Genomic DNA, 24,873 nt, shown 5'->3' with positions numbered 1-24,873 from the left:
CCGGCAGCCGACGGCACGGAGCGGCGAGGGCGTCGTACCGGCGGACTTCTCCTGGCACCTGAACGAGAGCGTCCCATCCTGCGAGACCTGCGTCTCATCGATGTCGGGCGAGGTGGCGTGCAACGGTTCCTCCGGGGCCTAGAAGTCGAACTGGCCGATGTTCTTCTTGTCGAAGACGGTCGGCTTGCCCAGGCTGATCACGCCGTCCTTGCCGATGGTGTACGAGCCCATGGCGCCGGCCTTGAAGGTCTCGCCCTCCTTGCCGGTGATCTGGCCCGAGGACAGCGCCACGGCTGTGCGCGCGGCCAGCTCGCCGAGCTTCGCCGGGTCCCACAGCTCGAAGGCCTCGACGGTGCCGTTCTTGACGTACTTGCGCATGTCGTTAGGGGTACCGAGGCCCGTCAGCCTGACCTTGCCCTTGTACTTCGAGCCGGACAGGTACTGGGCGGCGGCCTTGATGCCGACGGTGGTCGGGGAGATGATCCCGGCCAGCTTGGGGTGTTCCTGGAGCAGGCCCTGCGTCTGCTGGAAGGACTGCTGGGCGTCGTCGTTGCCGTACGCGACCTTCACCAGCTTGATGTTCTTGTACTTCGGGTCCTTGAGTTCGTCCTTCATGAAGTCGATCCAGGTGTTCTGGTTCGTCGCCGTCTGTGCGGCGGACAGGATCGCGATCTCGCCCTTGTAGCCGATCTGTTCGGCGAGCAGCTGCACCTCGGTGCGGCCCAGGTCCTCGGCACCGGCCTGCGACACGAAGGCGTTGCGGCAGTCGGCCTTGGTGTCGGAGTCGTAGGTGACGACCTTGATCCTGTTCTTCATGGCCTGCTTGAGCGCCGTGCACAGGGCGCCCGGGTCCTGCGCGGAGACGGCCATCGCGTCGACCTGCTGCTGGGTGAGGGTGTTGACGTAACTCACCTGCCCGGAGGTGTCGGTGGCGCTGCTCGGGCCGACCTCCTTGTAGCGGGAGCCCAGTTCCTTGAGCGCCTTCTCGCCGCCCTTGTCGGCGGAGGTGAAGTACGGGTTGTTGACCGCCTTGGGCAGGAAGCCGACCGTCAGGCCCTTCTTGGTGGCCGCGTTCGGGTCGGCCTTGCCGGCCGCGGCGGCCGAACCGCCGTCGTCCTTGACGTCGTTCTTGGTCGTGCCGCCGCAGGCGGTGGCGGCCAGGGCGAGGGAGGTGACGGCGGCGAGGGCCGCACAGGTGCGGCGGAGGGATGGCTTGCGCATGGCGGGGTCCTTTGCGGAGGTGAGTGGATTGCGCCCCAAGGGGCGCGGGGCGGTGTCCCTTTGCGGCTTCGCCGCGTGGGCGCGGCCGGCCACGGACGGCCCGCAGCTTTCGAGCGCCTATCCGGCGGAGCCGGCGGCCCTCGCGACCGAGATCTGACGTGCGACGCGTGGACCGAGCACGGACAGCACGAGCAGCACGCCGGTGACGACGATCTGCGACTGGGCCGAGACATCCCGCAGGCTCATCACGTTCTGGAGGGCCCCGAGCAGAAACACCCCGGCGATCGCGCCGCCCAGCGTGCCCCTGCCGCCGTCGAAGTCGATGCCGCCGAGCAACACGGCGGCGACGACGGAGAGTTCCAGGCCGGTGGCGTTGTCGTAGCGGGCGCTGGCGTAGTGCAGCGCCCAGAAGACGCCGGTGAGCGATGCCATGAACCCGGTCGCGACGAACAGGACCAGCTTGTGCCGCTTGACCCGGACGCCGGCGAACCGTGCGGCCTCCTCGTTGGCACCGACCGCGAACAGGGAGCGCCCGAACGGGGTGGCGTGCAGCACGACCACGGCGATCGCGAGGAGCACCAGGAAGGGCAGGAACGCGTACGGGACGAAGGTGTCGCCGATGCGTCCGGCCGCGAAGTCCAGGTACTGGGACGGGAAGTCGGTCACCGCGTCCGAGCCCAGCACGATCTGCGCGATGCCCCGGTAGGCGGCGAGCGTGCCGATGGTGACGGCCAGGGACGGCAGCCCCAGCCGCGTCACCAGCAGTCCGTTGACCAGCCCGCACACCGCGCCGAGCAGCAGGCACAGCGGGATGATCGCCTCGATCGACATGCCCTGGTTCCACAGCGCGCCCATCACCGCGCCGGAGAGACCGGCGGTGGACGCGACCGAGAGGTCGATCTCCCCGGCCACCACGAGCAGGGTCATCGGCAGCGCGATCAGCGCGATGGGCAGGGTGTTTCCGATCAGGAACGACAGGTTGAGGGCGTTGCCGAAGCCGTCGACGAAACCGAAGGAGAAGAGCAGGACGACCAGCAGCAGAGCGCCGACGGCTGAATCCCACCTTTTCAAGGCGGACCGGCGGACGGCACGCGCGAGAGCGGAGTCAGCCATGGCGGGCGTTCCTCTTCTTCAGGGCCAGGGCCACGCGCAGCGCGACGATCCGGTCGACCGCGATGGCGAGGATGAGCAGGATGCCGTTGATGGCGAGCACCCACACGGAGCTGACACCGAGGGCGGGCAGCACGCTGTTGACCGAGGTGAGCAGCAGCGCGCCGAGCGCCGCTCCGTAGACGCTCCCGGAGCCGCCGGTGAAGACGACACCGCCGACCACCACCGCGCTGACGACGGTGAGTTCGTAGCCGGTGCCGGTGCCGGAGTCGACGTTGCCGAAGCGGGCGAGATACAGGGCGCCCGCGAGCCCGGCGAGGCCTCCGCAGCAGGTGTACGCGGTCAGGATCCGCTTGCGGACCGGGATGCCGGCGAGCCGCGCGGCCTCGGGGTTGGAGCCGAGCGCGTACAGCTCGCGCCCGCTGCCGAAGTGCTTGAGGTAGTACGCGGTGACCATCAGCACCGGAAGCGCGATCAGCGCGAGCCACGGCACCGCCAGGACGCCTCCGGAGCCGAAGTCGACGAAGCCGCCCGGGAGATCGGCCGCGGTGATCTGCCGGGAGCCGACCCAGATGGAGTCGATACCGCGGATGATGTAGAGCGTGCCGAGGGTGACCACCAGCGCCGGGACCTGGCCGAGGCTGACCAGCAGGCCGTTCACCAGTCCCCAGCCGATGCCGAGCAGGACCGCGAGGACGAGGGCGACGACGGGGTTCCCGCCGCCCTGCAGATAGGTGCCGGCCGCGAAGGCGCTGATGCCCAGGGTCGAGCCGACCGACAGATCGACGTTCCGGGTGATCACCACCAGCGACTGTCCGGTGGCGACGAGCACCAGGATCGTCGCGTTCAGCAGCAGGTCCTTGATGCCCTGCTCGGAGAGGAACTCGCTGTTGCCCAGCTGAGTGAGGGCGATCATCACCAGGAAGACGGCCAGGATGGCGAGTTCCCGCATCCTGAAGACACGGTCGACCAGCCGCGTGCCACTGGACCTGGGCACCTCGGCCGCGGGGACGGGATTGGGCGCGGTCACCGTCATACCGCCCTCCTCTTGTTCGTTGCTGCGCCCGCGGGCCGCGGCGGGGTCGGGCGCGGCCTGTCCGTACCCGCACGCGCCGAGCGCGGTGGCGCGGGCCTCGCGCTCGGGTACGCCCTGTGCGCCACCAAGCGCGACAGCACCGGCATCGCGGTCGCGTGCGCCCTCGGCGCCACCGAGCGCGACAACACCGGCATCGCGGTCGCGCACGACGTGCTCGACACCGCGCCCACGGAACACCCCGGCACAGGCATAGCGGCCAGGTGCGGCCCCCCGGCCGCGCGCCGGCCGCTCACGCCGCCCTCCCCGTGGCCGCGGCCATCACGGACTCCTCGGTGGCGTCGGCACGCCCGATCTCGGCGGTGAGCCGGCCCTCGTGCATCACGAGTACGCGGTCGGCCATGCCGAGGACCTCGGGCAGATCGGAGGAGATCATCAGGACGGCCACCCCGTCGGCCGCCAACTCGCCCAGCAGTCGGTGCACTTCGGCCTTGGTGCCGACGTCGATGCCCCGCGTCGGCTCGTCCACGATCAGCACCTTCGGACCGGTGGCGAGCCACTTGGCGAGAACGACCTTCTGCTGATTGCCGCCGGACAGGGTGGACACGGTATCGGCGAGGCGCGTGTACTTCACCTGGAGCCTGACCGCCCAGTCCAGCGCGCGGCTGCGCTCGGCGCCGCGGTCCATCAGGCCCGCCCTGACCGTCGTACGCAGCCCGGTCAGGCCGATGTTGCGCTCGATGGACATGCCCATCACCAGGCCCTGGGCCCGCCGGTCCTCGGGGACGAGGGCCAGCCCCGCCGCCATCGCGAGGGAGGGCGCTCCCTTCGTCAGCGGCCTGCCGTCCACCTCCACCGCACCGGCGTCCCAGCGGTCGACGCCGAAGACGGCCCGGGCCACCTCCGTACGACCGGCGCCGACGAGTCCGGCCAGAGCGACGATCTCTCCGCGCCGGACGTCGAAGGAGACATCGGTGAAGACACCCTCGCGGGTCAGTCGCCTTACGTTCAGGGCGACTTCGCCCGCCCGGACGTCCTGCTTGGGGTAGAGCTCGTCCAGGTCGCGGCCGACCATCCGGCGTACGAGGTCGTCCTCGGTCATGCCGTCCAGCGGCTCGCTGGAGATCAGGGCGCCGTCCCGCAGCGTCGTGACCCGCCGGCAGATCCGGAAGATCTCCTCCAGCCGGTGCGAGACGAACAGCACCGCCGAGCCCTGTTCGCGCAGTGTGCTCACGACGCCGAAGAGTCGCGCCACCTCGCTGCCGGTCAGCGCCGCGGTCGGCTCGTCCATGATCAGGATTCGGGCGTCGAAGGAGAGCGCCTTGGCGATCTCGACGATCTGCTGGTCGGCGATGGACAGGCCGCGGGCCGGGCGCTCGGGGTCGAGTTCCACGCCGAGGCGCTTCATCAGGGCCAGGGTCGCGGCATGGGTGGCCTTGTGATCGATGCGGCCGAGGGAGCGCCGGGGCCGGCGGCCCATGAAGATGTTCTCGGCGATCGAGAGGTCGGGGAAGAGCGTGGGTTCCTGGTAGATCACCGCGATGCCCGCGTCACGGGCGTCGGCGGGACCGTGGAAGACGACGGGCTCTCCGTCGAGGAACACCTGGCCGGCGTCCGGCCGGTGCACGCCGGCGAGCGTCTTGATGAGGGTCGACTTGCCCGCGCCGTTCTCGCCGGCGAGTGCGTGCACCTCGCCGGGGAAGAGTTCCAGGGACACGCCCCGCAGGGCGCGTACGGCGCCGAAGGACTTCGAGATGTCCCTGAGCGCCAGCACGGGGGTCGGACCCGGGTCGGACCGGTGGGTCATGAGGGCTCCTCAACGACGCGGGCGGGGCGGCCTCACGGCGTCGTGAAAGGTTTCAACTAGGTTGCCGGGACGTTAGACAGCCAACCCAGGCCACGTCAATGGGTGCGGGGCGAAATTCTCGATACCCAGTGGTCACGACCGAGCTACGTAGAGCAGTCGCTGTCCGGGGGCTTGACAGCATTTCGGGAGACTCATAGCTTCGGCGCTCTGAATCGTTTCATAACGCACACGATCAGACCGTACGTCGACCGGAAGTCTCAGGAGCCCCGAAGTGACCGAGCTCGCCGCGGTGAAGGCCGCCCTCAAGTCCCAGGCAGTGGAGACGCCGTCGTGGGCGTACGGGAACTCGGGAACCCGCTTCAAGGTGTTCACGCAGCCGGGTGTGCCGCGCGACCCCCGCGAGAAGCTGGACGACGCCGCGAAGGTGCACGAGTTCACCGGGGCCGCGCCGTCCGTCGCGCTGCACATCCCCTGGGACATGGTCGACGGCTCCGACGGATACGCGGGCCTCGCGAAGTACGCCGAGGAGCGCGGTCTCCGGCTGGGCACGATCAACTCCAACACCTTCCAGGACGACGACTACCGGCTCGGCAGCATCTGCCACCCCCACGCGTCGGTGCGCCGCAAGGCCGTCGATCATCTGCTCCACTGCGTCGACATCATGGACGCGACGGGTTCCAGGGATCTGAAGCTGTGGTTCGCGGACGGCACGAACTACCCCGGCCAGGACGACATCCGCGGGCGCCAGGACCGGCTCGCCGAGGGTCTGGCCGAGGTCTACGCACGGCTCGGGGAAGACCAGCGCATGCTGCTGGAGTACAAGCTCTTCGAGCCCGCCTTCTACACGATGGACGTCCCGGACTGGGGCACGGCGTACGCGCACTGCCTCAAGCTCGGCCCCCGGGCGCGGGTCGTCGTCGACACCGGGCACCACGCGCCGGGCACCAACATCGAGTTCATCGTCGCGACGCTGCTGCGCGAGGGAAAGCTCGGCGGCTTCGACTTCAACTCGCGGTTCTACGCCGACGACGACCTGATGGCGGGCGCCGCCGACCCCTTCCAGCTCTTCCGGATCATGTACGAGGTGATCCGCGGCGGCGGCTTCACCCCCGAGGTCGCCTTCATGCTCGACCAGTGCCACAACATCGAGGCCAAGATCCCGGCGATCATCCGTTCGGTGATGAACGTCCAGGAGGCCACGGCGAAGGCTCTCCTCGTCGATCGTGCCGCGCTCGCCGAGGCGCAGCGATCCGGTGACGTGCTCGCTGCGAACGCCGTGGTGATGGACGCGTACAACACCGATGTACGGCCGCTGCTGGCCGAGGTGCGGCGCGAGCTGGGTCTCGATTCCGACCCTGTGGCCGCGTATCACCGCTCCGGGTGGGCGGCCAGGATCGCCGAGGAACGGGTCGGTGGGCAGCAGGCGGGGTGGGGGGCGTGAGGCCCGGCTCTTGTCCGCCCCCGGACCGTCGCAGGCTGCGGGCCGCTCCCGCTCGCGCGTGGAGCCGCACAGGTTACGGCCACGCGCCCTTGTGCCCCGCTGCGCAGACACCTCTTCTCAAGGATCAGGAACATGGCACCCCATCCCGAAGCCGCTGCTCTGCTGGCCCGGTCCCGTCGGCTCGGTGCGGACCCCCGCAACACCAACTACGCGGGCGGCAACACGTCCGCGAAAGGCACCGCCACGGATCCCGTGACCGGTGGTGACGTGGAGTTGATGTGGGTCAAGGGTTCGGGCGGCGACCTGGGCACACTGACCGAGTCAGGGCTCGCCGTGCTGCGTCTCGACCGACTGCGGGCGCTGGCGGACGTGTACCCGGGCGTCGAGCGCGAGGACGAGATGGTCGCCGCGTTCGACTACTGCCTGCACGGCAAGGGCGGTGCGGCCCCGTCCATCGACACGGCGATGCACGGCCTGGTGGACGCCCCGCACGTCGACCACCTCCACCCCGACTCCGGCATCGCGCTGGCCTGCGCCGCCGACGGGGAGAAGCTGACCGCCGACTGCTTCGGCGACACGGTGGCGTGGGTGCCGTGGCGGCGGCCCGGCTTCCAGCTCGGGCTGGACATCGCGGCGGTCAGGGCGGCCAACCCGCAGGCGATCGGCTGCGTCCTGGGCGGCCATGGCATCACGGCGTGGGGGGACACGGCGGACGAGTGCGAGCGCAACTCGCTGCACATCATCCGCACCGCCGAGGCATTCCTCGCCGAGCGCGGGAGGCCCGAGCCCTTCGGACCGGTCGTCGAAGGGTTCGAGGCCCTGCCCGGGGACGAACGCCGGGAGCGGGCCGCCGCCCTGGCGCCGTACGTGCGCGCCCTCGCCTCCCGGGACCGCCCCCAGGTCGGCCACTTCACCGACTCCGAGGTCGTCCTGGACTTCCTGGCGCGCGCCGGGCACCCGCGTCTCGCCGCCCTCGGCACCTCCTGCCCCGACCACTTCCTGCGGACGAAGGTGCGGCCGCTCCTCCTCGACCTGCCGCCGTCCGCTCCCCTCGACGAGGCGGTCGCCCGACTCCAGGAACTGCATGCCGAGTACCGCGAGGAGTACGCGGCCTACTACGCCCGGCATGCCGGCGCCGACTCCCCCGCGATGCGCGGCGCGGACCCGGCGATCGTGCTGGTCCCCGGTGTCGGCATGTTCTCCTTCGGCAGGGACAAGCAGACCGCGCGCGTGGCCGGCGAGTTCTACGTCAACGCGATCAACGTGATGCGCGGGGCGGAGGCCGTCTCGGTGTACGCGCCGATCGAGGAGTCGGAGAAGTTCCGCATCGAGTACTGGGCCCTGGAGGAGGCCAAGCTCCGCCGGATGCCGAAGTCCAGGCCGCTCGCCACCCGGGTGGCGCTGGTGACCGGCGCGGGCAGCGGCATCGGGAAGGCGATCGCCGGTCGGCTGGCCGCCGAGGGCGCGTGTGTGGTGGTCGCGGATCTCGACGCCGAGAGCGCCTCCCGGGTCGCCGAGGAACTGGGCGGCCCCGACCGGGCCGTGGCCGTCACCGTCGACGTCACCTCCGAGGAGCAGATCGCCGGAGCCTTCAGGGCCGCGGTCCTCGCCTTCGGCGGGGTCGACCTCGTGGTCAACAACGCGGGCATCTCCCTCTCCAAACCGCTGCTGGAGACCTCGGCCCGCGACTGGGACCTCCAGCACGACATCATGGCCCGCGGCTCCTTCCTCGTGTCGCGCGAGGCGGCCCGGGTGATGATCCGGCAGCGCCTGGGCGGCGACATCGTTTACATCGCCTCCAAGAACGCGGTCTTCGCCGGCCCGAACAACATCGCCTACTCCGCGGCCAAGGCCGACCAGGCCCATCAAGTCCGGCTGCTGGCAGCCGAGTTGGGCGAGCACGGCATCCGGGTCAACGGCGTGAACCCCGACGGGGTGGTACGCGGCTCGGGGATCTTCGCGGGCGGCTGGGGGGCGCAGCGTGCGGCGACGTACGGCATCGAGGAGGAGAAGCTCGGTGAGTTCTACGCCCAGCGGACGATCCTCAAGCGGGAAGTGCTCCCGGAGCATGTCGCGAACGCCGTCTTCGCCCTGACCGGTGGGGAGTTGACGCACACGACGGGTCTGCACGTCCCGGTCGACGCCGGCGTCGCCGCCGCCTTCCTGAGGTGACGGCGGTGCGCAGGTACGCGGCGGTCGATCTCGGCGCGTCCAGCGGGCGCGTCATGGTCGGCCGCGTGGGGACCGGAACGCTGGAACTCACCGAGGCGCACCGGTTCGCCAACCGGCCGGTGCGGCTTCCGGAGGGCCTGCGCTGGGACATTCTCGCGCTGTACGCGGGCGTCCTCGACGGCTTGCGGGCGGCGGGGCAGGTCGACTCGGTGGGTGTCGACAGCTGGGCCGTGGACTACGGGCTGCTGGACGCGGACGGGGCGCTGCTGGGCAACCCGGTGCACTACCGCGACGCGCGTACGGAAGGGGTCGCGGAGCGGGTGTGGGCCACCGTCTCCGCCGCCGACCTGTACGCGGCGACCGGGATCCAGTACGCGCCCTTCAACACGCTCTACCAGCTCACGGCGGCCCACGGATCGGCCCAACTCGCCGCTGCCAAGCGCCTGTTGCTCATCCCGGACCTGCTGACGTACTGGCTGACGGGCCGGGCGGGCACCGAACTCACCAACGCCTCGACCACCCAGCTGATCAACCCGCGCACCCGCGACTGGTCGTACGACCTCGCGGACCGGCTGGGCATCGACCTGAAGCTGTTCGCACCGCTGCGCCGGCCCGGTGACCCGGCGGGCCTGCTGCGGCCGGACGTCCTGGCGGAGACCGGGCTGACCGGACCCGTACCGGTGACGACCGTCGCCTCGCACGACACGGCCTCCGCGGTGGCCGCCGTCCCCGCCGCGGGCGAGCGCTTCGCGTACATCTGCACCGGCACCTGGTCCCTGGCGGGCCTGGAGCTGACGGCACCCGTGCTCACCGAGGCGAGCCGCGCGGCCAACTTCACCAATGAGCTGGGGCTCGACGGCACGGTCCGTCATCTGCGGAACATCATGGGGCTGTGGCTGCTCCAGGAGTGCGTACGGGACTGGGGTGAGCCCGATCTGGCCGGGCTGCTGCGTGCGGCGGCCGGGGTGCCGTCGCTGCGGTCGGTCGTGGACGCGGGCGACGTCGCGTTTCTCGCGCCGGGCCGTATGCCGGCGCGGATCGCGGCCTCCTGCCGGGCCGCCGGCCGGCCGGTACCCGAGTCGCGCGCCGAGATCACCCGCTGCATCCTCGACTCCCTCGCGCTCGCGCACCGCCGCGCGGTCAACGAGGCGCAGGCGCTGGCCGACCACCCCGTCGACGTCGTGCACATCGTCGGCGGGGGCGCGCGCAACGGCCTGCTGTGCCAACTCACTGCGGACGCCTGCGGCCTGCCCGTGGTGGCGGGCCCCGCCGAGGCGGCGGCGCTCGGCAACGTGCTCGTCCAGGCCCGCGCCCAGGGCCTGGTGGGCGACCGGACGGCGCTGCGGGAACTTGTGGCACAAACACAGCCATTGGTGCGTTATGAACCCGCCGGCGACCCCGCTCGATGGCGTGCGGCGGAGAGCCGACTCACCGGAGGGTGAGTGGGGGCTCCCGTGCGCCGCGCCCGCCGCGTACGCTGCACTCATCCGATGATCGAACCCGAGGAGCCGCGATGCGTGTCGCCCTGTTCCTGACCTGTGTCAACGACACGCTCTATCCGGAAACCGGCCGCGCCGTGGTGAAACTGCTGACCAGGCTGGGCGTAGACGTCGATTTCCCGATGGCACAGACCTGCTGCGGACAGGCCCACTACAACACCGGCTACCGCCATGAGGCCGAGCCCCTGGCCCGGCATTTCTCCGATGTATTCAGTGAGTACGAGGCGATCGTGACGCCCTCCGGATCGTGCGGAGCCATGGTGCGGGAGCTGTATCCGCGGATGGGCGAGCGCGCCCGGGCCGAGGGCCGCGGGGACGGCCTCGCGGCCACGCTGGCACCGGTCGTACCGAAGACGTACGAGCTCACCGAGTTCCTCGTCGACGTCCTCGGGGTGACCGATGTCGGCGCCCACTACCCGCACACGGTGACGTATCACCCCACCTGTCACGGTCTGCGCAGCCTGGGCCTGGGCGACCGGCCGCGCCGGCTCCTCCAGGCGGTCAAAGGACTTGAGCTCCGTGAGCTGCCGGGCGCGGACGAGTGCTGCGGCTTCGGCGGCACCTTCGCCGTGAAGAACTCCGATGTCTCGGCCGCGATGGGCGCCGACAAGGTGGCGCACGCCGAGTCGACAGGTGCGGAGGTGCTGTGCGCCGCCGACAACTCCTGTCTGATGCACATCGGCGGCACCATGACCCGGCTCAGGACGCGGATGCGTCCGGTGCACATCGCGGAGATCCTGGCGAGCACGGAACGGGAGCCCCTGGTATGAGCGGAACCTTCGTCGGCATGCCGGCCTTCCCCGAGGCCGCGCGCGAAGCCGTCAACAACCCGACGCTGCGGGCCAACCTGCGTCACGCGACCCACACCATCCGCGCCAAGCGGGCCCACGCGGTCGCCGAACTCGACGACTGGGCCGCCCTGCGCGAGGCGGGCAAGCAGATCAAGGACCACACGCTGCGCCATCTCGACCGCTATCTGGTGCAGTTGGAGGAGTCGGTCACGGCGGCCGGGGGCATCGTCCACTGGGCCGCCGACGCCGAGGAGGCCAACCGGATCGTCACCCGCCTGGTCAAGGAGACCGGCGAGTCGGAGGTCGTCAAGGTCAAGTCGATGGCGACCCAGGAGATCGCGCTCAACGAGGCCCTGGAAGCCGAGGGCATCCGCGCCTACGAGACCGATCTCGCCGAACTCATCGTGCAGTTGGGCAAGGACCGCCCCTCGCACATCCTCGTCCCCGCCATCCACCGCAACCGCGGCGAGATCCGCGACATCTTCACCCGCGAGATGAGCGAGTGGGGCCGCCCGGCTCCCGAGGGCCTCACCGACACGCCCGCCGAGCTGGCGGAGGCCGCGCGCCTGCATCTGCGGGAGAAGTTCCTGCGCGCCAAGGTCGGCATCTCCGGCGCCAACTTCATGGTCGCCGAGACCGGCACCCTGGTCGTCGTCGAGTCCGAGGGCAACGGCCGTATGTGCCTCACCCTGCCCGAGACGCTGATCTCGGTCGTCGGCATCGAGAAGATCGTGCCGACCTGGCAGGACCTGGAGGTCTTCCTCCAGACGCTCCCCCGCTCCTCGACGGCCGAGCGCATGAACCCGTACACCTCCATGTGGACGGGCACCGGCGACTCCGACACGGTCGACGGCCCCCAGACGTTCCACCTGGTCCTCCTCGACAACGGCCGCACGGACACGCTCGCCGACGAGGTCGGGCGCCAGGCCCTGCGCTGCATCCGCTGCTCGGCGTGTCTCAACGTCTGCCCGGTGTACGAGCGGGCGGGCGGCCACGCGTACGGCTCGGTGTACCCCGGCCCGATCGGCGCCATCCTCAGCCCTCAGCTGCGCGGCACCGGCAGCGACATCGACGCCTCGCTGCCGTACGCGTCCTCGCTGTGCGGGGCCTGTTACGAGGTCTGCCCGGTGGCGATCGACATCCCCGAGGTGCTGGTGCACCTGCGGGAACGGATCGTCCAGGGAGGCGCGGTGACCCGGGAGGGCGCCAAGGTCGTCCTCAAGCCCGCGAAGGGACACGCCGCCGAGCGGGCGGCCATGCGGGCGGCGCAGTGGGCCTTCGGCCACCCCGGCGTGCTGCGCACCGGCCAACGCCTCGCCTCCCGGACCCGCCGCTTCCATCCGCGCAGGCTGCCGGGTCCCGGCAAGGCGTGGAGCGCGAGCCGTGATCTTCCGGTGGTGCCCGCGGAGCCGTTCCGCGACTGGTGGCAGCGTACGAACGGTGGAAAGGACTCGACGAAGTGAGCAGCAGGGATCTGATTCTGGGCCGGGTGCGGCGTGCGATCGCGGACGTGCACCAGGACGACACGCCGTACGAGCAGGCCGTCGACCGAGGCTATCTGCGTCAGCACGGTGACCGGAGCGTCGAGGAGACGGTGGAGCTGCTCGCGGAGAACCTGGCGGACTATCGGGCGCTCGTGCACCGCACCGACACCGACGGTCTGCCGACGCTGATCGCCGGGCTGCTCACCGGGCACGGCTCGACGTCCGTGCTCATGCCGGCGGGCCTGGACCAGGGCTGGCTGGCGGCGACCGAGGTGGCGCAGGTCCCGGACCGCACCGAGAGCACCCCGCGCGAGCTGGACCGGGTCGCCAGCGTGGTCACGGGCTGCGCGCTCGCCATCGCCGAGACCGGCACCCTCGTGCTGGACGGCGGCCCGGAGCAGGGCCGGCGCCGCATCACCCTGATCCCCGACCATCACATCTGTGTCGTACGGGTGCCCGGCCAGGTCGTCGCCTCGGTCCCCCAAGCCATGGAACGCCTCGACCCGACCCGCCCGCTGACCTGGATCTCCGGCCCGTCCGCGACCAGCGACATCGAACTCGACCGGGTCGAGGGGGTGCACGGTCCGCGCACCCTGGAGGTGGTGCTGGTGAGCGAGGAATGACGGGCGCGGTTAGCGTGAGGACATGATCCGGTTCGAGCAGGTCACCAAGCGCTACCCGGACGGGACGACCGCGGTGGACGGTCTGTCCTTCGAGGTCGCCGAGGGTGAACTCGTCACGCTCGTCGGCCCGTCCGGCTGCGGCAAAACGACGACCATGATGATGGTGAACCGGCTCATCGAGCCGACCTCGGGCCGCATCTACGTGAACGGCGAGGACATCTCCACGGTCGATCCGGTGCGACTGCGACGGCGGATCGGATACGTCATCCAGCAGGTGGGGCTGTTCCCGCACCGGACAGTCCTCGACAACACGGCGACCGTGCCGTCGCTCGTCGGCTGGAAGAAGGCGAAGGCCCGGGCGCGGGCCGCCGAACTCCTCGACCTGGTGGGCCTGGACCCGAAGACCTTCGGGTCGCGCTACCCGGATCAGCTGTCGGGCGGTCAGCGCCAGCGCGTCGGTGTGGCACGGGCCCTGGCCGCGGACCCGCCGGTCCTGCTGATGGACGAGCCCTTCGGGGCCGTGGACCCGGTGGTGCGCGAGCAGTTGCAGGACGAGTTCCTGCGGATGCAGGAGGCGGTGCGCAAGACGGTGCTGCTGGTCACGCATGACATCGAGGAGGCCGTGCGGCTCGGCGACCGGATCGCGGTGTACGGGCAGGGGCGCATCGAGCAGTTCGACACGCCCGGGGCGGTGCTGGGCACGCCGGCCACGCCGTACGTCGCCGAGTTCGTGGGCGCCGACCGCGGGCTGAAGCGGCTGTCCGTGACGGAGATCCAGGTCGACGACCTGGAGCAGCCGCCCGTCGCCCGGCTGGACGAGCCGGCCGCGCAGGCGGCGTCCAGGCTGCACGCCGAGGGCGCCCGCTGGGCCGTGGTCCTCGACGCCGAGGGCGATCTGCACGGCTGGGTCGGCGTCGACGAGGTGGCGCTGGCCGGGGCGAACGGCACCGTCGGCGACCTCGCCCACCGGATGAACTCGTGGGTGTCGGTCGGCGCCCCGTTGAAGCAGGCCTTCGGCGTGATGCTCCAGCACGACGCGGGCTGGGTCGCCGTGCTGGACGGCGCCCGCTTCCTCGGCGTGCTGACCCCGGCGAAGCTGCACGAGGCGCTGCGCCGCTCGGTGGACGCGGACGCGCTGGGCGTCTCCCGCGGGCAGGTGCCGTTCGACTCGGTGGCGGACGCGTGAGGACGCGGGGCGCGTAGGCACAGGGTTCAGGGGTCGCGCACTGCCCCGTTCCGCCAAGAAGGATCAGGGGTCGCGCACTGCCCCGTTCCGCCAAGAAAGAGGTGTACCGACGCCGGTCCCGCCGAGAAGCCGCCCACCGCGCCAGTACGTCAACCACCGTCACGGGCTTGTCACTTGAGCAGGCCCTTCTCCTTCAGATAGGTCCGCGCGACGTCCTCCGGGAGGCGCCGCCAGCTGTCGACCTGTTGGTTCATCGAGGCCAGGTCCGCCGTGGTGAGGACGCTGTTGAGCTTGCCGAGCGCCTTGGTCACCCCCTCGCTGCCCGCGCGGGAGCGGTTGACGACGGGCACGATGTAGTCGGCGTTCTGCAGATGCTTGTCGTCGGCGAGCAGGACCAGGCCGAACTCGTCCAGGGTGGCGTCCGTCGTGGTGGTCAGCACCATCTGGTCCTGGCCGTTCTGAACGGCGCGCTTGGCCTGGGTGGTGCCGACGCCCTTCGGGTCGACGGCCGTGATGTCGATGCCGTAGGTCTTCTTCAACCCCGGTTCGCAGTACGGCCGTTGCACGCACTCGTCGCCCGCGGCGAGCCGCACCCGCAGACCGGACCCGCCGAGGTCGCTGAGCGTCTTCAGGTGATGCTCCCGCGCGTACGCCCCGGTCACCGCGAAGGCGTTCTGGTCGACGGCCCGGCCCGCGTCGAGGACCGTGAGACCGCGGGGCGTGGCCAGTTTGCGCAGCGCGGTCATGGTGGCGTCGAGGTCCGGTGAGCCGACGGCGGGTGCGTCGGCACCGTTGGTCTTGACGTTCAGCCAGTCCGCGAAGGTGGCCGCGTACTCCGCCACGACGTCGATCTGCCCGGCTTCCAGGGCGGGTTCGTACAGTTCGCGGTTGGCGACGGTGAGCAGGGACGTCCGGTAGCCGGCCCGGTTCAGCAGCAGCGCGTACATCTGGGCCAGCAGATCGCTCTCGGTGAATCCGGCCGAGCCGATGGTCAGGTGTTTGCTGTCGCCGGGGGGTGCGGTGACCGCGCCGCGGTTCTCCAGCGACGGGCCGGTCGTGCAGCCGGTGAGCAGGAGCAGCGCCGCCAGGGCGCCGAGCCGTCTCATCGCGCGCCCCTCGTCCAGTGCGGTGCCAGCCGCTCGGCGACCTCGAAGACGCCCTCGACGAGCAGGGCGAACACGGCGACGAGGACGGCTCCGGCCACGACCTGCGCGGTGCTCGCCAGGTTGAAACCGGCGGTGATGATCCGGCCGAGTCCGCCGCCGCCCGCGAGAGCGGCGATGGTCGCGGTCGCGACGAGCTGGACGGCGGCGATCCGCACCCCGTTCATGACCAGTGGCAGCGCCAGCGGCAGCTCCACGCGCCACAGCATCTGGCGACCGGTCATCCCCATCCCGCGCGCCGACTGCACGACGCTGCGGTCGACCTCGCGCATGCCGACGTACGCGTTGGTGAGCAGCGGCGGTACGGCGAACAGCACCAGGGCGACCACCGTCGGTCCCTCCCCCCACTTCCCTAGCGGGGTCAGGAGCAGCAGGACGAGGACGGCGAAGGTGGGCACGGCACGGCCGACGTTGGAGATGTTGACGGCGAGCGCGCCGCCCTTGCCGAGATGACCGAGGACGAGCGCGACCGGCAGGGCGATCAGACAGCTGATGACCAGACAGACGACGGTCAGGACGAGGTGCTGGGCGAGCCGGTGCCAGATGCCGTCGTCGCCGGACCAGTGAGCGGAGTCGGTGAGCCAGCCCCAGGCGTCGGTGAGGGTCTTCATCCGCGGGCCGCCCTGGTCCACGGCGTGATCAGCCACTGCACGCCGAGCAGCAGCAGATCGGCGGCGACGGCGATGACCACGCACAGCACGGACGCGGTCAGGACCTGGGCCTTGAAGTACGTGTTCATGCCCGCGTAGATGAGGTTGCCGAGCCCGCCGAAGCCGACGATCGCGCCGACCGTCACCAGCGACACCGCGGAGACCATGGCGATGCGCAGGCCGGCCATGGCAGCGGGCAGCGCGAGCGGCAGTTCGACGGTGAGCAGCAGCCGGACGGGGCCGTAGCCCATGCCGCGCGCGGCCTGCCGGGTCTCTTCGGGAACGGCGCGCAGACCGGCCAGGATGTTGCGGACGAGCAGGGTGAGGGAGTACAGGACGAGCCCCGCGACGACGAGGGCCGCCGACAGCCCGTAGACGGGCAGCAGCAGCGAGAACATCGCGAGCGACGGGATCGTGTAGAGGATCGTGGTCACGGCGAGCGCGGGTCCCGCGGCCCAGCCCCAGCGGCGGGCGACGACGGCCAGCGGGACGGCGATGACCAGCCCGATGAGCACCGACAGCGCGGTGAGCTGGAGGTGCTGGACGACCGCGTCGATGAGGATCTGGCGGCGGCTGCTCAGATAGGCACCGCAGATCCACTCGTTGCGCGCGAGGCAGTCGTCCGGGGGCGCGGTCACCTGTCCATTGCACCGGGCCCGCGGCCGGGACGGCGCGTTCTGGTGACCCGTACGGGCTGCGGCCGGGCCGGGGTGTCGCTGAGTACACCCCGGGATACGGGTTCTGCGCCCCATGTGGTCCGGCCGCCGTCTCCGTAGCTTCGTTGACGAGGCACAGGGCGTGCCGGACGGAGAGTGATGACGATGTTTCGCCGAACTGCGCGACGGACGCACGGCACGGGGCCCGCCGGTGAGGCTCTGCGGCTGGTCAAGGTCACCAAGACGTACGGGAGCGACGAGAGTGCCGTGACGGCGCTCGACGGTGTGACGCTCAGCCTGGCGCGCGCCACCTTCACCGCGGTCATGGGCCCTTCGGGTTCGGGCAAGTCCACACTGCTGCAGTGCGCGGCCGGGCTCGACCGGCCCGACAGCGGCATCGTGACCGTCGACGGGGCGGAGATGACGGGCGGCAGCGAGGCGGCGCTGACGAAGTTCCGCCGCAGCCGGATCGGTTTCGTCTTCCAGCAGTACAACCTGCTGGACACGCTGACCGTGGCGCAGAACACGGTGCTGCCGCTACGGCTCGCCGGGCGGCGCGTGGACCGGCGGCGGGCGCAGGAGATCCTGACGACGGTCGGGCTCGGCGACCGGCTCGGCCACCGGCCCGACCAGCTCTCCGGCGGGCAGCGCCAGCGGGTGGCCATCGCCCGCGCACTGGTCACCGAGCCGAGCGTGATCTTCGCGGACGAGCCGACCGGTGCCCTGGACACGCGCAGCGCGCGGGATGTGCTGCGGCTGCTCCAGGAGGCGGTGCGGGTGCACGGCCGGACGGTGGTCATGGTCACCCACGACCCGGTGGCGGCCTCGTACGCCGACTCGGTCCTGTTTCTCGCCGACGGCCGGTTCGTGGGCGAACTGCACGCTCCGACGGTCGACGCGGTCGCCGAACGCCTGGCGCACCTGGGCGACGACGTGACGGCGGGGGTGTGAGTCATGTTCGCTCTGGCCATGCGGTCCATCCGGCACCGCCCCGGACGCTTCACCGCCACGCTGCTCTCGGCCTTCCTCGGCGCGGCGATCATCATGACCTTCAACTCGATGCACGACACGGCCGGGCAGCCGGGTGTCGACTCCGTGAGCGCCGAGTCGCTGTCCACGGCGGCGAGCGTCGTCGGCGGTTACGGCTCGCTCCTGGTGTTCTTCGCGGTCGCCTCGACGCTCACGGTGAACGTGCGCCAACGCAGCGCGGAACTCGAGCTGTTGCGGTGCTCGGGGGCGACTCCGGGGCAGATCAAACGAATGGTCGTCGGCGAGTCGGTGGCCGTGGCCCTGCTGGGTGCGCTGGCGGCGATCGGCCCCGCGATGCTGGGCGGGCAGGCACTGCTGGACGTCTTCCGGGACAGCGGCCAGGTGGACCGGTCGGTGGACTTCTCCTTCGGCCCGAGCGCCCTGCTGTCCGGTCTGTGGATCACCGTGCTCGCGGCGGGCGGTGCCGCGTTCCTCGCGGTGCGGCGGGCGACCCGGGAGCGTAGGCCGCGGGGCAGGGCGCGGACGTTCTCCGCGTACGCCGCGCTGGGCGTCGGCGGGTCGGCCGTCTGCTCCACTCTCGCCTTCTCCGCCTCCGACGCCGCGCTGATGGCGCCCGCCGCGTACGGCGCCATCCTGCTCTCGGTGGGTTTCGCGCTTCTCTCGCCGCGCCTGCTGACGGGCCTGCTGGACCGGCTCCCCCTGTCCGGCCCGAGCGGCTACCTCGCCGTCCGCGCCCTGCGCCGGCGCACCGCCCAGCTGTCCGGCGTCCTGATGCCCCTGATCATGTTCACCGGCATGGCGACCGCGACGCTCTACATGCAGGCAGTCGAGAGCGACGCGATCGAGGCGTCCGGCGTCCCGAAGTCCATCGACGCGAAGAACCTCGAAACGCTCAACCTCGTGGTCGTCGGCATCATCGTGGTCTTCTCCTGCATCATGCTGATCAATTCGCTGTACGCGGCCACGGCCTTCCGCGCCCGGGAGTTCGGGCAGCAGCGGCTGGCCGGGGCGACACCGGCCCAGGTGCTCGGCGCGGTCGGCGTGGAAGGCGTGATCCTGACCGTGACCGGTGTCTTCTTCGGGACGGTGGCGGGGCTCGCCGGGATCGTCCCCTTCACCCTCGTCCGCAGCGACTCGGCGCTGCCGGACCGCGGCCTCGGCATCTGGCTGGCGATCGTGACGGTCGCCGCCGCGGCGACGCTCGGCACCAGCCTCGCCACGGCGGTGCGGACCCTGCGGGCACCGGCGGTGGAGGCCGTGGCACTCGCCGCCTGACCGGACGACCGACCATAAGGGGGCGGCCCGCCCACGGGCCGCCCCTCTCCGCGCGGTCGCTCTCCCGCCCAGGTCACCTGCGCACACGGATCGTGCGCAGCTCCGGATCGGCGGCGTCCGGAAGGTTCATTCCGGCCTCCAGCCCCGTGCGCAGGTAGTCCAGGACGGGTTCGGTGAGCCGTTCGCCCGGCAGCACCGCGGGGATGCCCGGCGGGTACGGCGTGATCATCTCGACCGAGACCCGGCCGGTGGCCCGCTCGACCGGCACGGGCTCGGACGGTCCGAAGTACGCGTCCCTGGGCCGTACGACCTGTTCCATCCGCATCTCCGGGCCGGTCGGCACGACGAAGTCGGGCACCCCGGCGGCCAGTTCCCCGGCGTGGTCCGCGAGATCACGCAGGGCGTCGAGCAGCGGGTCCGTGGTGGCGGCCGAGTCGGCGTACGTGAGCTGGGCGCTGATGCGCCGGTGGTCCGCGAGATGCATCGCGACCCGGTGCTCGCGGCGCAGCCAGTCCGCGGCGCGGTAGCCGGTCGTGCCCAGCGCGCTGATGTCGATGACCACGGGCAGCGGATCGAAGTCCGCGCCCCGGCCCGTGCCCACGAGATCGTCGTAGCCGAGAACGTGCAGGCCGGGGATCTTCTCGATCTCGCCGCGGACCGCCGCGGCCAGCCGGAGAGCCTCGTCCAGCAGTTGTTCGCCCTGGAGCGCCATCTGACGGCGCCAGGCGTCGAGCCCCGCGTAGATGAGTACCGACGGGCTGGTGGTCCCGAACAGGTCGGCGCGCGACTGCAGGGTCTCCGGGTCGATCAGCTCCCCCTGCAGATGGAACACGGATCCCTGTTCCAGGCCGCTGCCCATCTTGTGGACGCTCGTCACACAGACGTCCGCGCCCGCGTCCATCGCCCAGGAGGGCAGGTCGGGGTGGAAGGGCAGATGGGCGCCCCAGGCCTCGTCCACGATCAGGGGCAGACCGCGGGCGTGGAGGATCTCCGCGATCCGGTCGAGTCCGGTGCAGCTGCCGTACGGGGTCGGGCTGGTGACCAGCGCCCCCTTCGCCTCCGGGTGACGCTCGAGCGCCTCCTCGAAGGCCTCCGGGGCCGGGGCGTGGGCCAGGCGCTGTTCCCCGTCCCACTGCGGGTCGACCCAGACCGGTTCGATGCCGGCGAGGATCAGCCCGGAGACCACCGACTTGTGGACGTCGCGGCCGACGACCAGCTGTTCGTTCGGTCCCGCCACGGCCAGCATCGCCGCCTTGACGGAGAGCGAGCTGCCGCAGGTGGTGAAGAACGTGTGCTCGGCGTGGACGGCGTCCGCCATCAGCTCCTCGGCACGCTTCAGAACGTTCCCCGTCATCCGCCGGTCGTCGAGGCCGCCGGACGCCAGCAGGTCGGAGCGGTACACCGCGTCCCCGAGGATCGCCCTGGCCTCCGGGTCGGCGCCGCGTGCCTGTTTGTGCCCGGGCGGTGTGAAGGACAGTTCGCCTTGGTCCTGGAAGCGCCGCAGCGCTTCGAGCACGGGTGCTTGGGTGTGGTCCACGGGGGACGTGCTCCCTTCCACGGGCGTGAGGCTTCAGTCGGAGGGGTGTCCCTCGACGGTCTTCCGGTTGGCCGAGGGGCTCGGGGAAACCGGGTCTCCGGAGCCTCCTGGCGGGCTCTCCGGCGCGCCGGTGTCCTCCTCCTCACCGAGGTCCTTCACCTCTTCCAGAACCTCTTCGGTGGCGGTGCCGGTCGGCTTCTTGCGCCTCAGCGGGCGCGGCAGGATATTGCGCATGGGAGCCAAGTACCCCAAGATCCGCGTTCCAGCCGGGCGGCCGCGCCGGACGTCTCACCGGCCCTGTTCCAGTGCCTGCGCGGCCACCTTCAGGTCCGCCACCAGGCCCGCGTAGGCGGCCTCGCGGTCCTCGGAGCGCAGTACGGCGGAGGGGTGGAGCGTCGCCACCACGTACCGCTTTCCGTCCACGCCGCGTACCGCTTTCCCGTCTTGCTCGCTTTTCTCGCCCTTCCCGACGCCCTTCTCGCCCTTCCCGTCGGCCTTGTCGTCCTCGTAGGGCAGAGGGATGAGCGCTCCCCGGTCCCTGGTCACGCGGAACGACGTGCCGAGCAGGGCCTTCCCGGCGGTCGCGCCGAGGGCGACGACCACCTCCGGGTGGACGAGGCGCAGCTCGGCGAGGAGCCAGGGGCGGCAGGCGGTCATCTCCCGCAGGTCAGGCGCCTTGTGGATGCGGCGCTTGCCGCCCACGGCCGGGGTGAACTTGAAGTGCTTCACCGCGTTGGTCACATACGCGGCGTCCCGGTCGATGCCGGCCTCCTCCAGGGCCCTGCCGAGCAGCCGGCCGGCGGGTCCCACGAAGGGTTCGCCCTGCCGGTCCTCCTGGTCGCCGGGCTGCTCACCGACGAGGAGGATGCGCGCGGAGGAGACGCCCTTGCCGAAGACGGTCTGCGTGGCGTTCTCGTACAGGGGGCACCCCTGGCAGTCCGCCGCGGCCCGTCGGTACGCGGGCAGCCCGCCTCGCTCGGGCAGGTAGGGCCCGGCGTCGTACGCCTCCGGCCCGGCGTCGGTCGCGGTGTCCGCGTGTGTGGCCTCGGATCGGCTCATCCGTCCTTCACCTCCGGACGCCGTTGCGCGTGCGCTGCTTGGCCGCTAGTCCGCGGATGGCGGTGGAGTACCCCGGATTGTCCTGCTCAGGCGGTGGCATTCGGGCGGTTGAGTTGAGACGATCCGCGCGGTGAACCGCGGTCGGCACCGGGCCCGGCACCCCGCGGTGGGGTGCACCGGACCACGCCACGGGCGGAGCCCGGCCGGGGCCCGGGCCGTCGGCGGTCACGCCACGTCGGTGAGTGCCTCCTCGCGCAGCCGGTCACAGCAGCCGCTGAGCAGCCGGGAGACGTGCATCTGCGAGATGCCGAGCTGCTCAGCGATCCCGCTCTGCGTCATTCCGCAGAAGAACCGCAGATAGAGGATGGTCTGCTCGCGTTCCGGCAGCGCCCGCAGACAGGGCTTGACCGTCTCGCGGTCGACGACCAGGTCGAATCCGGCATCGGGCGCACCGAGGGCGTCGCTCAGTGCGTAACCGTCGTCACTGCCCGGGAGTTCGGCGTCCAGGGAGAGCGCCGTGAAGCTGTCGATCGCTTCGAGGCCCGTACGGACCTCGTCCTCGGTCAGCTGTGCCTCGGCCGCGATCTCGGCCAGGGTGGGGCGACGCCCCGGAGTCGTCTGCGACAGGTCCTTCACGGCCGTACGGACACGATTGCGCAGGTCCTGGACGCGCCGGGGCACATGCAGCAGCCACATGTGGTCCCGGAAGTGCCGCTTGATCTCTCCGGTGATGGTGGGGATCGCATAGCTCTCGAAGGCGTTCCCCAGTGCGGGGTCGTAGCGGTCGACCGCCTTGACCAGGCCGAGGGCCGCGACCTGGCAGAGGTCCTCGGCGGACTCCCCCCTGCCGCGGAACCGGCCGGCGATGCGCTCGGCCATGGGCAGCCAGTCCCGGACCAGTCCGTCCCGCAGGGTCTGCCGCTCGGGGCCGTCGGGCAGCGCCGCGAGGCGCTCGAACGCGGCGGCGGTGTCGGGGGCGTCGTCGTGCGGGTGTTGCTTCGTTCCGGCCGTGAGGTGCATGGCGCTGCAACTCCCTTCGAAAAGGTGAAACGTCACCACGGGAGGGCGCACACACGAACAGCTCGGGGACACACCCGGGATTCTGGTGAGCCAGCTCCCACGGACGTGCCTCCGGTCCGAAGCACTAAAGCCGCAATGCCCGCTTATCGGGCAGCCAAAACACATTCCTCAGCGGGTTGACCGAGGGGAATCAATTGACCCTGGAGCGTAAGCGAATTGTTGAAAAGGACTCAATATCCCCGGGATCCCCGGGCGGAATATCCGAGGCGGAACGTCCCGGGCGTACGGAATTCCGTTGTGCAGGTGCACGCCCCACCGCGCCGTCGGATCCGCTGTCCGCCGGGATTGCGGCTCTGTCATCAGCCGGGCGGATCGCGGCGCCTCACAGGCAACTCGTAGGCATCCCTGAGCCATCTCCTGGACATGTGGGCCGACCGATCGACTGTTCGGAGCCATTGTTACGGTGCACCGGTGTCTGACTCTTCACGCGATACCCCCGACGGCGCCGGCTGGGGAACCGAAGACCACGGCGACTACCGGCAGTTGATGCCACGTCAGGTGGAGAAGCTGTCGTGGCTCGACCCCAGGGTGCTGTGGCGGGCCCGCAACGGCGTCCTGGCCTCCTGGTTCGGGGATCCCACCGGCGGAACCCGCAACCGCTGGGTGGAGCAGCGGAGAACGGCCGGCGCACCCGCCGACGCGGTGATCCGGCGCGACGATCCGGACCGCTTCTCCTTCATGGTCATCGGGGACACCGGCGAGGGTGACGACCCGCAATACGCCGTCGTGCCGGGCTTCCTGAAGGCCGGAGAGGGCACGAAGTTCGCCGTCCTCGCCAGTGATGTGGTCTATCCGGTCGGCAGCACCGACGAGTACGGCACCAAGTTCTTCCGCCCGTACCGGGATTACCAGGCACCCATCTACGCGATACCGGGCAACCACGACTGGTACGAGGACCTCCAGGGTTTCATGCGCGTCTTCTGCCAAGCCCCGCCGCTCGCTCCGCGGCCCGCGCCCCGTCGGCTGACGCCCGCCTGGCTGCGGTCGCTGCTGTGGCACACGGCGCGCACACCCGACGAGCAACGCCTCGCCGAGGCACGGCAGTTGCGCTCGGGCCCCGCCCAACAAGCCGTCCAGCCCGGCCCGTACTGGGCGGTCGACGCCGGGCCGGTGCGGATCATCGGCATCGACACCGGCCTGCTCGGCACCCTTGACGCCGAACAGGGCCGCTGGCTGCGCGCGGTGTCCACCGGACCCGCCCCCAAGATCCTCGTCACCGGCTCGCCCCTGTACGTGGACGGCGAGCACCACCCGTGCGCCATCGAGGGCGGCGGGACGGTCGACGACATCGTCCGCGATCCCGCGCATCACTATGTCGCGGCGATCGGCGGCGACATCCACAACTACCAGCGCTACCCCGTGTCCGTGGACGGCCGCAGCATCCAGTACGTGGTCGCCGGCGGTGGCGGAGCGTTCATGCACGCCACCCACACCATTCCCCGGGTCGGCGTCGCCCGGGTCACCGAGGACGACTTCCGCTGCTATCCCCTGCGCGGCGACTCGCTGGCCTTCTACAGCAGGCTCTACGGTCGCCGCCTGCACATGCGGCGCTTCTTCACCCTGACCGAGGCCGAGGCGACGGCCGTCGTCGCCGAGCGCCTCGGCATCACGCCGACCCGCACCCAGGGGCAGCCGGTGCGCCTCACCCCGCGCATCCGCCTGGTGGCCGCGCTGCTCGGCGCGGGGCGGCGCCCCGACCGCCGTGCGCGCTTCCGGCTGCCCGTGCGCAAGGCCTACACCCAGCTCTTCTCGCCGGGCTCGGCCACCTACAGCCCGCCCTTCTTCAAGTGCTTCCTGCGGCTGGACGTCACCCCGGACTCGATCCGGCTGCGCTGTTTCTCGGCGACCGGCAATCGACGCCAGGAGGTCGAGCCGCCCGTCGAGGACGAGGTGACCATCCCCCTGCGCTGAGGCGGCCGTACGACCCGGGCAGCGGCGCGAAACCCGCCCGTAACGGGCTCGGCCTGCCGGACCGAACGCGGTCCGGCAGGCCGCGTGATCGAAACGGAACATCACTGTCCGGTTCCTGTCCGGTATCCGTCGGAAGAGATCACAGTGACCACTGATAATTTGTGGGGGCCGCGATGTACCGAAAG

General features: G+C 71.0%; 21 protein-coding genes. 10 read left to right on the top strand and 11 right to left on the bottom strand.

The genetic code is table 11. The annotated features are described in order from the left end of the window. Nucleotides 1-138: 138 nt before the first annotated feature. The 4 genes from rhaS to ACFWM2_RS03775 all read right to left on the bottom strand — a co-directional run bounded on the left by rhaS (nt 139) and on the right by ACFWM2_RS03775 (nt 5,171). Complete coding sequence (rhaS, locus tag ACFWM2_RS03790; RefSeq protein WP_383272634.1) at nt 139-1,221, bottom strand: rhamnose ABC transporter substrate-binding protein; 1,083 nt, start codon at nt 1,219-1,221, stop codon at nt 139-141. Between the two features lie 117 nt (nt 1,222-1,338). Continuing rightward, a complete protein-coding gene (locus ACFWM2_RS03785) occupies nt 1,339-2,334 on the bottom strand; it encodes an ABC transporter permease (RefSeq protein WP_383272632.1) in 996 nt (331 codons plus the stop codon). Further along, entirely contained in the window at nt 2,327-3,367 is a 1,041-nt protein-coding gene (locus tag ACFWM2_RS03780; RefSeq protein WP_383274118.1) for an ABC transporter permease, read from the bottom strand. The genes ACFWM2_RS03785 and ACFWM2_RS03780 overlap by 8 nt, the downstream gene beginning before the upstream one ends. 289 nt (nt 3,368-3,656) lie before the next feature. Further along, nucleotides 3,657-5,171: a sugar ABC transporter ATP-binding protein gene (locus ACFWM2_RS03775; RefSeq protein ID WP_383272630.1), complete on the bottom strand. Its 1,515-nt coding sequence runs from the start codon at nt 5,169-5,171 to the stop codon at nt 3,657-3,659. Nucleotides 5,172-5,442: 271 nt separating this feature from the next. Here ACFWM2_RS03775 and rhaI point away from each other — a divergent pair, with 271 nt between their 5' ends. The 7 genes from rhaI (at nt 5,443) to ACFWM2_RS03740 (ending at nt 14,367) form a co-directional block, all read left to right on the top strand. Beyond that, complete coding sequence (gene rhaI / locus ACFWM2_RS03770; protein WP_383272628.1) at nt 5,443-6,612, top strand: L-rhamnose isomerase; 1,170 nt, start codon at nt 5,443-5,445, stop codon at nt 6,610-6,612. Nucleotides 6,613-6,744: 132 nt separating this feature from the next. Then, the gene (locus ACFWM2_RS03765; RefSeq protein WP_383272626.1) at nt 6,745-8,784 is read left to right on the top strand and encodes a bifunctional aldolase/short-chain dehydrogenase; all 2,040 of its coding nucleotides are present in this window, start codon (nt 6,745-6,747) and stop codon (nt 8,782-8,784) included. 5 nt (nt 8,785-8,789) lie between these two features. Next, a complete protein-coding gene (locus ACFWM2_RS03760) occupies nt 8,790-10,226 on the top strand; it encodes a rhamnulokinase family protein (RefSeq protein ID WP_383272624.1) in 1,437 nt (478 codons plus the stop codon). A 71-nt stretch (nt 10,227-10,297) separates the two neighbouring features. Next, nucleotides 10,298-11,053 (top strand): (Fe-S)-binding protein, encoded by a 756-nt coding sequence (locus ACFWM2_RS03755; RefSeq protein WP_383272622.1) that lies wholly within the window; start codon nt 10,298-10,300, stop codon nt 11,051-11,053. Beyond that, nucleotides 11,050-12,537, top strand: coding sequence for a LutB/LldF family L-lactate oxidation iron-sulfur protein (locus ACFWM2_RS03750; protein ID WP_383272620.1), 1,488 nt, complete (start codon nt 11,050-11,052; stop codon nt 12,535-12,537). The genes ACFWM2_RS03755 and ACFWM2_RS03750 overlap by 4 nt, the downstream gene beginning before the upstream one ends. Beyond that, nucleotides 12,534-13,181, top strand: coding sequence for a lactate utilization protein C (locus ACFWM2_RS03745; RefSeq protein ID WP_383272618.1), 648 nt, complete (start codon nt 12,534-12,536; stop codon nt 13,179-13,181). Before ACFWM2_RS03750 ends, ACFWM2_RS03745 begins: the two co-directional genes overlap by 4 nt. A gap of 22 nt (nt 13,182-13,203) precedes the next feature. Further along, the gene (locus ACFWM2_RS03740) at nt 13,204-14,367 is read left to right on the top strand and encodes a betaine/proline/choline family ABC transporter ATP-binding protein (RefSeq protein ID WP_383272616.1); all 1,164 of its coding nucleotides are present in this window, start codon (nt 13,204-13,206) and stop codon (nt 14,365-14,367) included. A 170-nt stretch (nt 14,368-14,537) separates the two neighbouring features. Here ACFWM2_RS03740 and ACFWM2_RS03735 read toward each other — a convergent pair whose 3' ends face one another. Genes ACFWM2_RS03735 through ACFWM2_RS03725 form a run of 3 tightly spaced genes read right to left on the bottom strand, consistent with a single transcriptional unit; the run spans nt 14,538 to nt 16,818 of the window. Then, the gene (locus tag ACFWM2_RS03735) at nt 14,538-15,473 is read right to left on the bottom strand and encodes an ABC transporter substrate-binding protein (protein ID WP_383272614.1); all 936 of its coding nucleotides are present in this window, start codon (nt 15,471-15,473) and stop codon (nt 14,538-14,540) included. Beyond that, nucleotides 15,470-16,141: an ABC transporter permease gene (locus ACFWM2_RS03730; protein ID WP_383272612.1), complete on the bottom strand. Its 672-nt coding sequence runs from the start codon at nt 16,139-16,141 to the stop codon at nt 15,470-15,472. The genes ACFWM2_RS03735 and ACFWM2_RS03730 overlap by 4 nt, the downstream gene beginning before the upstream one ends. Continuing rightward, complete coding sequence (locus ACFWM2_RS03725) at nt 16,138-16,818, bottom strand: ABC transporter permease (RefSeq protein WP_383272610.1); 681 nt, start codon at nt 16,816-16,818, stop codon at nt 16,138-16,140. The genes ACFWM2_RS03730 and ACFWM2_RS03725 overlap by 4 nt, the downstream gene beginning before the upstream one ends. A gap of 177 nt (nt 16,819-16,995) precedes the next feature. Here ACFWM2_RS03725 and ACFWM2_RS03720 point away from each other — a divergent pair, with 177 nt between their 5' ends. Next, complete coding sequence (locus ACFWM2_RS03720; protein WP_383272608.1) at nt 16,996-17,787, top strand: ABC transporter ATP-binding protein; 792 nt, start codon at nt 16,996-16,998, stop codon at nt 17,785-17,787. 3 nt (nt 17,788-17,790) lie between these two features. Next, nucleotides 17,791-19,101, top strand: coding sequence for an FtsX-like permease family protein (locus ACFWM2_RS03715; RefSeq protein WP_383272606.1), 1,311 nt, complete (start codon nt 17,791-17,793; stop codon nt 19,099-19,101). A 73-nt stretch (nt 19,102-19,174) separates the two neighbouring features. On the opposite strand, the gene ACFWM2_RS03710 is transcribed toward ACFWM2_RS03715, so the two are convergent. The 4 genes from ACFWM2_RS03710 to ACFWM2_RS03695 all read right to left on the bottom strand — a co-directional run bounded on the left by ACFWM2_RS03710 (nt 19,175) and on the right by ACFWM2_RS03695 (nt 22,717). Next, entirely contained in the window at nt 19,175-20,638 is a 1,464-nt protein-coding gene (locus ACFWM2_RS03710; protein WP_383272604.1) for an aminotransferase class I/II-fold pyridoxal phosphate-dependent enzyme, read from the bottom strand. 33 nt (nt 20,639-20,671) lie between these two features. Next, complete coding sequence (locus tag ACFWM2_RS03705; RefSeq protein WP_383272602.1) at nt 20,672-20,872, bottom strand: hypothetical protein; 201 nt, start codon at nt 20,870-20,872, stop codon at nt 20,672-20,674. 54 nt (nt 20,873-20,926) lie between these two features. Then, nucleotides 20,927-21,697 carry a UdgX family uracil-DNA binding protein gene (locus ACFWM2_RS03700; RefSeq protein WP_383272600.1) on the bottom strand — a complete coding sequence of 257 codons (771 nt, stop codon included), beginning with the start codon at nt 21,695-21,697 and terminating at the stop codon, nt 20,927-20,929. A 225-nt stretch (nt 21,698-21,922) separates the two neighbouring features. Then, on the bottom strand, nt 21,923-22,717 hold the full coding sequence (locus ACFWM2_RS03695; protein WP_383272598.1) for a SigB/SigF/SigG family RNA polymerase sigma factor: 795 nt from the start codon (nt 22,715-22,717) through the stop codon (nt 21,923-21,925). A gap of 471 nt (nt 22,718-23,188) precedes the next feature. On the opposite strand from ACFWM2_RS03695, the gene ACFWM2_RS03690 reads away from it, so the two are divergent. Further along, nucleotides 23,189-24,688 (top strand): metallophosphoesterase family protein, encoded by a 1,500-nt coding sequence (locus tag ACFWM2_RS03690; protein WP_383272596.1) that lies wholly within the window; start codon nt 23,189-23,191, stop codon nt 24,686-24,688. The last annotated feature ends 185 nt before the right edge of the window (nt 24,689-24,873 follow it).

Source organism: Streptomyces sp. NPDC058371 (assembly GCF_042723265.1).
Lineage (GTDB): Bacteria > Actinomycetota > Actinomycetes > Streptomycetales > Streptomycetaceae > Streptomyces.
This window is presented reverse-complemented; position numbering and strand designations above follow the sequence as displayed.

Coding starts and splice junctions, on each gene's coding strand:
- ACFWM2_RS03750 (WP_383272620.1), top strand. CDS start 11,050: ATGAGCGGAACCTTCGTCGGCATGCCGGCCTTCCCCGAGGCCGCGCGC.
- ACFWM2_RS03720 (WP_383272608.1), top strand. CDS start 16,996: ATGACGATGTTTCGCCGAACTGCGCGACGGACGCACGGCACGGGGCCC.
- ACFWM2_RS03735 (WP_383272614.1), bottom strand. CDS start 15,473: ATGAGACGGCTCGGCGCCCTGGCGGCGCTGCTCCTGCTCACCGGCTGC.
- ACFWM2_RS03705 (WP_383272602.1), bottom strand. CDS start 20,872: ATGCGCAATATCCTGCCGCGCCCGCTGAGGCGCAAGAAGCCGACCGGC.
- ACFWM2_RS03755 (WP_383272622.1), top strand. CDS start 10,298: ATGCGTGTCGCCCTGTTCCTGACCTGTGTCAACGACACGCTCTATCCG.
- ACFWM2_RS03715 (WP_383272606.1), top strand. CDS start 17,791: ATGTTCGCTCTGGCCATGCGGTCCATCCGGCACCGCCCCGGACGCTTC.
- ACFWM2_RS03775 (WP_383272630.1), bottom strand. CDS start 5,171: ATGACCCACCGGTCCGACCCGGGTCCGACCCCCGTGCTGGCGCTCAGG.
- ACFWM2_RS03730 (WP_383272612.1), bottom strand. CDS start 16,141: ATGAAGACCCTCACCGACGCCTGGGGCTGGCTCACCGACTCCGCTCAC.
- ACFWM2_RS03740 (WP_383272616.1), top strand. CDS start 13,204: ATGATCCGGTTCGAGCAGGTCACCAAGCGCTACCCGGACGGGACGACC.
- ACFWM2_RS03780 (WP_383274118.1), bottom strand. CDS start 3,367: ATGACGGTGACCGCGCCCAATCCCGTCCCCGCGGCCGAGGTGCCCAGG.
- ACFWM2_RS03695 (WP_383272598.1), bottom strand. CDS start 22,717: ATGCACCTCACGGCCGGAACGAAGCAACACCCGCACGACGACGCCCCC.
- ACFWM2_RS03700 (WP_383272600.1), bottom strand. CDS start 21,697: ATGAGCCGATCCGAGGCCACACACGCGGACACCGCGACCGACGCCGGG.
- ACFWM2_RS03765 (WP_383272626.1), top strand. CDS start 6,745: ATGGCACCCCATCCCGAAGCCGCTGCTCTGCTGGCCCGGTCCCGTCGG.
- rhaS (WP_383272634.1), bottom strand. CDS start 1,221: ATGCGCAAGCCATCCCTCCGCCGCACCTGTGCGGCCCTCGCCGCCGTC.
- ACFWM2_RS03785 (WP_383272632.1), bottom strand. CDS start 2,334: ATGGCTGACTCCGCTCTCGCGCGTGCCGTCCGCCGGTCCGCCTTGAAA.